This is a genomic window from Pseudomonas sp. K5002, assembly GCF_013386655.1.
GTDB lineage: Bacteria > Pseudomonadota > Gammaproteobacteria > Pseudomonadales > Pseudomonadaceae > Aquipseudomonas.
The window spans coordinates 1-7,898 of the sequence record NZ_JACARK010000042.1; the positions used below are offsets into that span (position 1 = coordinate 1).

Below are 7,898 nucleotides of genomic sequence, written 5' to 3' on the forward strand. Positions count from 1 at the left end.
CCTGCGCTGAAAGCATAGGCCGGGCGCTGGCCAGCGAATCCGGCAAAAGCCTCGACGACGCCAGCAACGAGGCGCGCTACGCCGCCCAGATCACCCGCTACCACGCCGAATGGGCACGCCGCATCGAAGGCGAAATCATCCCCAGCGACACCCCGGACGAAAACCTGTTCCTGCAACGCGAGCCGATTGGCGTCGTGGCTTGCCTGATTCCGTTCAACTACCCGGTCTATACCCTGCTGCGCAAAATCGCCCCGGCGCTGATTGCCGGCAACACCGTGGTGGTGCGCCCGAGCAACAACACGCCGTTGTCCGCCTTTGAAATCGCCCGTGCCGTCGAGCAGTCGGGCATGCCGGCCGGCGTGATCAACATCCTGACCATGGACCACGCCACCGCCGCCGCCCTGTGCACCCACAAGGCCGTGGGCCTGATCACCCTGACCGGCAGCGTCAACGCCGGGCGCATCGTGCTCGACTATTGCAAGGCCAACATCGCCAAGCCGTCCCTGGAGCTGGGCGGCAAGACCCCGGCGATCATCGAGGCCGACGCCGACCTGGAAAAAGCCGCCAGCGACATCATCGCTTCCAAGACCACCCACTGCGGCCAACTGTGCACGGCCGTCGAGCGGGTGTATGTGCAGGAAAGCGTCTATGACCGATTCCTGGCCCTGCTCAAGGCCAAGATCGGCGCCGTCAAATTCGGTGACCGTGCCACGGATGCGGGCCTGATGGGCCCACTGGTCAACGCCAGCTCCCGGCAGAATATTCACGCCATGGTCGAGCGCGCCATCGCCGACGGTGCTGTACTGGAAACAGGCGGCGTACTCCCCGAAGGTCCGGGCCATTTCTACCCCCCGACGCTGCTCAGCGCCTGCCGCCAGGAAGAAATCTTTGGCCCGGTGCTGCCGGTGCTCAAGTACCGCGATATCGACGAAGCGCTGGCCATGGCCAACGATCACCAGTTCGGCCTGTCGTCGGTGCTCTATACCGAGAACTACCGCACGGCCATGAAAGTCGCCAACGCCATCGAGGCTGGCGAGTTGTACGTCAATCGGACCCCGGCCGACCCTTACCAGGGTTTCCACGCCGGCTGGAAACGCTCAGGGCTGGGCGGCGATGACGGCAAGCACGGGATGCTTGAATTCACCCAGACCCGTTTGGTGGTCATGAAGTACTGATTCACCGATCACCGGCTTTACCTTAATAAAAACAATTATCGGGGCACCTGCTCAGTGGGTGCCCGAGGTCTACAAGATGTCCAAGCCTGCACCCGTTGCCCAGGGTTTCGATGCCGTGTCCGCGGCTAAAAGCGACAAGGCCAGTCGCTACTTCCAATTGATGTTGCTGGTACTGGCTGCCGGGGCGATCTACCCGATCCTCTACCTGCGCCAGGTCTACCAGACCACCATGCTCGAGGTGTTCCAGATCAACCACAGCCAGCTGGGTTATCTGTACTCGATGCTCGGTACGATCTTCCTGCTCAGCTACCTGCCGAGCGGCTGGTTGGCCGATCGCCTGCCGCCACGCTTCCTGATCTTCTTTTCGTTGGTGGCCACCGGGGCCCTGGGTATCTGGTACTCCACTGTGCCGTCGATGACCGGCCTGATGATCATCTTCGGCTGCTGGGGCCTGACCACCGGCCTGACCTTCTGGGCTTCGGTGCTCAAGCGGGTGAAGATGATCGCCCATCACAGTGAGCAGGGCCGCTTCTTCGGCATCCTCGACGGCGGCCGTGGCCTGGTGGAAGCCTTGCTGGCGACCGTGGCCCTGGGGCTGTTCGCCTACGCCACCGAGACCCGCAGCCAAACTGCGGCCGAAGGCTTCAAGCACGTGGTGTACCTGTATTCGTTCGTGTGTATCGCCATTGGTTGTGTGCTGGTGCTGCTCAAGGACCCCAAGTCCATGGCCGAAACTGCGGCGGTGGAGAAGGGCAAGTTCAACCTGATCGCCGACCTCACCACCCTGGTGAAAATCCCCGAGCTGTGGCTGGTGACCGCCATCGTGTTCTGCGGTTACCACATGTTCTGGGCCACCTACAGCTTCTCCGATTACCTGCAAGGCAGCGGCATGACCGCCGTGATGGCCGGCACCATCACCACCATCAAGTTGTGGATGCGGCCCATCGGCGGGATCGGCGGCGGCTGGCTGGGGGACAAGTTTTCGAACATCTCGGTGCTGATCGTCGCGCTGCTGCTGGTAACCCTGGCGATGGTTGGCCTGATCGTGTTCCCGGCCATTGGCAGCCTCGGCTTGCTGATCGGCACGGTGATCTTTATCGGCCTGATGACCTACGCGATTCGCGGCCTGTACTGGGCGATCCTCGACAGCTGCGACATCCCGCTGCGCATCACCGGCCTGGCCATCGGCATCGTCTCGGTGGTGGGTTACCTGCCGGACACCTTTATCCCGCTGATCAATGGCTACCTCACCGACACATACCCGGGGCAGGTCGGCTACAACCTGTACTTCGGCTACATCGCCTTCATCGGCGTGCTCGGGACCCTCGCGGCCCTGACCTTGCGCGCCCGGATCAATCGTAAAAAATTCAACCAGACAGGTGCCTGAGATGAAAATCGTCGCCCTTGAAACCCATATTGTCGCCGTACCGCCGCCGCACATCGGCGGCATGTATTGGCTGTTCGTCAAACTGAAAACCGACTGCGGCATCGAAGGCGTGGGCGAGATCTACGCCGCCACCTTCGGCCCCAAGGCCATGCTGCCGATCATCGAGGACGTGTTCGAGCGCTACCTGCTCAACCACGACCCGCACCACATCGAGCGCTTCTTCCGCCAGGCGTACTCTAGCGGCTTCACCCAGCGTCCCGACCTGACCATGATGGGCGTGGTCAGCGGCCTGGAAATGGCCTGCTGGGACATCATCGGCAAGGCCGCCAACAAACCGGTCTATGAGTTGCTGGGGGGCAAGGTCAACGAACGCCTGCGTTCCTACACCTACCTGTACCCGGTCAACAGCAAGGGCGAGTACGACTACGACGACCCGGACCTGGCCGCCGAATGCGCGATCGAGAACATGAACAAGGGCTTCACCGCCGTGAAGTTCGACCCGGCAGGCCCGTACACCGCGTACTCCGGCCACCAGATCTCCCTGGAAGTGCTGGAACGCTGCGAAACCTTCTGCCGCAAGATTCGCGAGGCGGTGGGCGACAAGTGCGACCTGCTGTTCGGCACCCACGGGCAGATGGTGCCGTCGTCGGCGATTCGCCTGGCCAAGCGCCTGGAGAAATACGACCCGCTGTGGTTCGAAGAACCGGTGCCACCAGGCCAGGAAGAGGCCATGGCCCAGGTCGCGGCGAAGACCAGCATTCCCATCGCCACCGGCGAGCGCCTGACCACCAAGTACGAGTTCTTCAAGCTCTTGCAGGCCGGTGGTGCATCGATCCTGCAAATGAACGTGGCCCGCTGCGGTGGCCTGCTGGAAGCCAAGAAAATCGCGAGCATGGCCGAGGCCTACTACGCGCAGATCGCCCCGCACCTGTACAACGGACCGATCGGCGCAGCGGCGAGTTTCCAGTTGGCCACGTGCACGCCGAACTTCCTGATCCAGGAAAGCATCATGACCCGGGGCGGCTTCCATGCCGAAGTGCTGACCAAGCCGCTGCAATGGGAGGACGGCTACATCATCCCGTCCACCGAGCCGGGCCTTGGGGTGGAGCTGAACATGGACGTGGTGCGCAAGCACACGCCGTACACCGGCGAGCGGCTGCACCTGCAAATGGCGCCCACGCCTGCTGACGTGAAAGACACTTCGCCCGCCAAGGGCTAAAAAAAACGACTTATGCGGTAACCGTGAATGACATACGACTACATCATCGCCGGCGCCGGCGCCGCAGGTTGCGTCCTGGCCAACCGACTCTCCGCCTCGGGCGAGCATTCGGTATTGCTGCTGGAAGCCGGCGGCAAGGACAGCTCCTGGTGGTTCAAGATCCCGGTCGGTTTCGCCAAGATGTACTACAACCCGACCTTCAACTGGATGTACTACAGCCAGCCGCAAAAACAGCTGGCCGACCGTGCCATCTATGCCCCGCGGGGCAAGGTGCAGGGCGGTTCCGGCTCGATCAACGCCATGATCTACGTGCGCGGCCAGGCCCATGATTTCGATGACTGGGCGGCCAATGGCAACGACGGCTGGGGCTTCAAGGACGTGCTGCCGTACTTCCGCAAGCTGGAAAATCACCCCCTGGGCGACACCGAATACCACGGCAGCAGCGGCCCCATCAGCATCACCCCGATGAAGGGCCAGACCCATGCCATCTGCGATGTATTTCTCAAGGGCTGCGAGCAATTGGGCTATGGCCTGAGCGATGACTTCAACGGGCCGAACTTCGAAGGTGCGGGCCTCTACGACGTCAACACCCGCAACGGTGAGCGCTGCTCCAGCAGCTTTGCGCACCTGCACCCGGCGTTGGGTAGGCCGAACCTGACCGTGGAGTTGCATGCGCTGGTAGACCGCGTGCTGTTCGACGATCAGCAGCGCGCCACCGGCATCAGCGTGACCCAGCACGGCGTGGTCCGCACCTTCAGCGCGCGCAAGGAAGTGATCCTGTGCGCCGGGGCGGTGGATACGCCGAAGATCCTGCAACTGTCGGGTGTGGCGGACAAGCAATTGCTCGCCGAACACAACATCCCGCTGGTCAAGGACCTGCCTGCAGTGGGGCAGAACCTGCAGGACCACCTCTGCGCCAGTTATTACTACAAGGCCAATATCCCGACCCTGAACGACCAGCTCAGTTCGCTGTTTGGCCAGTTCAAACTCGGCCTCAAATACCTGCTGACCCGCAAGGGCGCGCTGGCCATGAGCGTCAACCAGGCCGGCGGGTTCTTTCGCGGCAACGATGGGCAGGCGCACCCCAATCTGCAGCTGTACTTCAACCCGCTGTCGTACCAGATCCCGAAAAACAACAAGGCCAGCCTCAAGCCCGAGCCGTATTCAGGCTTCCTGCTGTGCTTCAACCCGTGCCGGCCTACCAGCCGCGGGACGATCCGCATCGCCTCGAAAAACCCACGGGACGCGGCCTTGATCGACCCCAACTACCTGAGCACCCAAAAGGACATCGACGAGGTGATCCAGGGCAGCCGGCTGATGCGCAAGATCATGCAGGCGCCGGCGCTCAAGGGCGTTACTGTGGCCGAGGTATTGCCGGGGCCGGCGGTGCAAACCGATGAGCAGATGCTGCAGTACTTCCGCGAGAACAGCGGCTCGATCTATCACCTGTGTGGCTCTTGCGCCATGGGCTCGGACCCGCTGGTGTCGGTGGTGGACAAGCGCCTGAAGGTGCACGGGATGCAAGGACTGCGGATTGTCGATGCGTCGATTTTCCCCAACGTGACCTCGGGCAATACCCATGCGGCGGTGTTGATGGTGGCGGAGAAGGGCGCGGATCTGATCCTGCAGGATGCCTGAATTGATCGTTCCCACGCTCTGCGTGGGAATGCATCCTGTGACGCTCCGCGTCACGACTTCAAGAGCAGACGCGGAGCGTCCAGGGCGGCGTTCCCACGCGGAGCGTGGGAACGATCATAGAGAGACCGTGTTCTGCCACTGGGCAACCGTTTCGGCACTGATGCTTACCCCACCACACACAATCACCACCACATCCTCAATCCCGGCAATCGCCCCATGCTCCAGATACGCCACGGCCAACGAAACCCCACATGCCGGTTCCACCAACTGGCGTAAATCATCGGCGTACCGCGCCACGCCCATCATCGCGTCGGCATCACTCAACACCACGCATTGATGGGCAAACCTGCCGATATGCTGCACCGGCCACGTCGCCACCTGGGTCGCGGCCAACGACTTGGCCACGGTATCGATCTTCGCCAGCCGCACGGGCTTTCCAGCCTCTACGGCAGCAGCAAACGAAGCCGCGCCCGCCGTTTCACACGCAATCACCTTGCAGCCGAACCGCCCATGACGCTCCAGTCCCGTCAGAACGCCCGCGCGCCGCCCACCGAGGTCACGATCAAGCCGTCGATGCGTTTTTCCAGCAGCACCCTCAGGTAGCTGCGCTGCTTTTCGGCATTATCGTCGGAGTTGCAGAGGATCACGCAATAGCCGTTACGCTCGCAGTAATCCTCGATGCCCCGGGCCAGTTCCGCAAAATACGGATTGAGGCTGTTGGGCACCAACAGGCCGATGGTAGCTGTGGTCTTGGCCTTCAGCGAGCGCGCGACCGCACTGGGTACATAGTCGAGCTGCTTGATGGCCGCCTCGACCTTGATCCGTACCGGCTCGCTGACCGGGCGCGTCTTGTTCACCACATGAGACACCGTGGTGTAGGAAATCCCCGCCAGCGCGGCCACATCCTTGATCGTTGCCATGGCTCAGGCTCGCCGACTGGCGCGCTGGCTGCGGTAAGTATCGAGCACCACCGCGATCACGATCACGGCACCGGTGATGATACGTTTGGTCGGCTCGGTGGCGCCAATCTGCGCCAGCCCTGCCGCCAGTACCGAGATGATCAGCACGCCGAAGAAGGTACTGATGACCGAGCCACGCCCGCCCATCAGGCTGGTGCCACCGATCACTACCGCAGCGATCACTTGCAGCTCCAGGCCGGAACCGGCGTTGGGATCGGCCGCTTCCAGGCGCGAAATCTGGAACAGCGCCGCCACCCCCGCCAGCAGGCCCATCAGGCTGAACACCAGGATCTTGTAGGGCTTGGGATTGATACCCGCCAGGCGCACGGCCTCTTCGTTGGTGCCAATGCCGATCAGGTAGCGACCGAACACCGTACGGGTCAGCACCAGCTGCGCGGCGATGATCACCAGCAACGCGATGATGAACGAAGGTGAAATGCCGAAGGCCACCGGGTTGGACAGCCAGGCAAACGAATCACCGATGTATGCGGTACGCGAGCCGGTCATCTGGTACGCCACGCCGCGCGCCATTTCCAGCACGCCGAGGGACACGATGAATGACGGGATCCGCCAGGCCACTGTGATCGAACCGGTAATGGTCCCGGCCAACGCGGCGCAGCCCATGCCCAGCACGGCTGCCGGCAACACACTCCAGCCCCAGCCGAGAATCGCCACGCTGACGGCCGATGCGGCCAGGGCCAGCACGGAGCCTACCGACAGGTCGATGCCGCCGATGATCAGCACGAAGGTCATGCCGACTGCCAACACCATCAGGTCGGGAATCTGGTTGGCCAGGGTGCTGAAGGTGTCGTACGAGAGGAAGTGGTCGCTCAGGAACGAGAACAGCGCAATCATCGCCAGCAAGGCGCCGGCCAGGCCCAGGTAGGTGCCCAGGCCATAGAAGTTGCCGCCACGTTTTGCGGGGGAGGAAGTGGTTTTCATGGGGTATTCCTAGGCGCTGCGTCGTTGAGCAGCGCATCACGTTTCTGATAGCCGGCAAAAGCAGCGGCAAGCAATTCGTCCTGGGTCCAGCTGTCGCGCTCGAAGGTCTCGATCAGGCGCCCGGCGGAAAGTACCCCGATGCGGTCGCAGATCAGCATCAACTCACGCAGGTCGCTGGACACCACCACCAGCGCCTTGCCCTGGCGGGTCAGGTCGCCGAGCAACGCATAGATATCGAATTTGGCGCCGACGTCGATGCCTCGGGTCGGTTCATCGAACAGCATCACCGNNACCTTCTGCTGGTTGCCACCCGACAGCTCGGACACCAGCTGCGCCGGACTGGAACTGCGGATACGCATGGCGTCGACCTGGCGCTTGGCCAAGGCCGTTTCGTCACGACTGTTCACCAGGCCACCGCTGGACACCTTCGGCATGTTGCCCAAGGCAATGTTGGCGCCGATAGATTGGGTCAGCAGCAGGCCTTCGCCCTTGCGGTCTTCGGTGATCAGGGCGATGCCATGGCCAACCGCGTCGACGGGCGAGCGAATGCTGACGACTTGCGCAGGTGTGCCCAGGGC

At 62.6% G+C, this 7,898-nt stretch carries 5 protein-coding genes and 3 pseudogenes; 4 read left to right on the forward strand and 4 right to left on the reverse strand.

The genetic code is table 11. From position 1 onward, the window contains the following. From HX846_RS02440 to HX846_RS02455, 4 genes are all read left to right on the forward strand, one after another. Window positions 1–1,175 (forward strand): aldehyde dehydrogenase family protein (locus HX846_RS02440; protein WP_178964917.1); only part of this gene is annotated, 1,175 nt, incomplete at its 5' end. A gap of 76 nt (window positions 1,176–1,251) precedes the next feature. Then, entirely contained in the window at window positions 1,252–2,562 is a 1,311-nt protein-coding gene (locus tag HX846_RS02445; RefSeq protein WP_003212550.1) for a nitrate/nitrite transporter, read from the forward strand. A gap of 1 nt (window position 2,563) precedes the next feature. Beyond that, entirely contained in the window at window positions 2,564–3,781 is a 1,218-nt protein-coding gene (locus tag HX846_RS02450; protein ID WP_178964918.1) for a mandelate racemase/muconate lactonizing enzyme family protein, read from the forward strand. Window positions 3,782–3,808: 27 nt separating this feature from the next. After that, entirely contained in the window at window positions 3,809–5,419 is a 1,611-nt protein-coding gene (locus tag HX846_RS02455; RefSeq protein WP_178964919.1) for a GMC family oxidoreductase, read from the forward strand. 114 nt (window positions 5,420–5,533) lie between these two features. Here the strand turns inward: HX846_RS02455 and HX846_RS02460 are convergent. The 4 genes and pseudogenes from HX846_RS02460 to HX846_RS02475 form a co-directional block, all read right to left on the reverse strand. Beyond that, window positions 5,534–5,971, reverse strand: a pseudogene (locus HX846_RS02460) (pyridoxal-phosphate dependent enzyme); the annotation flags it as partial. Next, window positions 5,962–6,339, reverse strand: a pseudogene (locus HX846_RS02465) (LacI family DNA-binding transcriptional regulator); the annotation flags it as partial. The pseudogenes HX846_RS02465 and HX846_RS02460, both read right to left, overlap by 10 nt. A 3-nt stretch (window positions 6,340–6,342) precedes the next feature. After that, the gene (locus tag HX846_RS02470; RefSeq protein WP_003219960.1) at window positions 6,343–7,320 is read right to left on the reverse strand and encodes an ABC transporter permease; all 978 of its coding nucleotides are present in this window, start codon (window positions 7,318–7,320) and stop codon (window positions 6,343–6,345) included. Continuing rightward, window positions 7,317–7,898: pseudogene (locus tag HX846_RS02475) on the reverse strand (sugar ABC transporter ATP-binding protein); the annotation flags it as partial. The gene HX846_RS02470 and the pseudogene HX846_RS02475, both read right to left, overlap by 4 nt.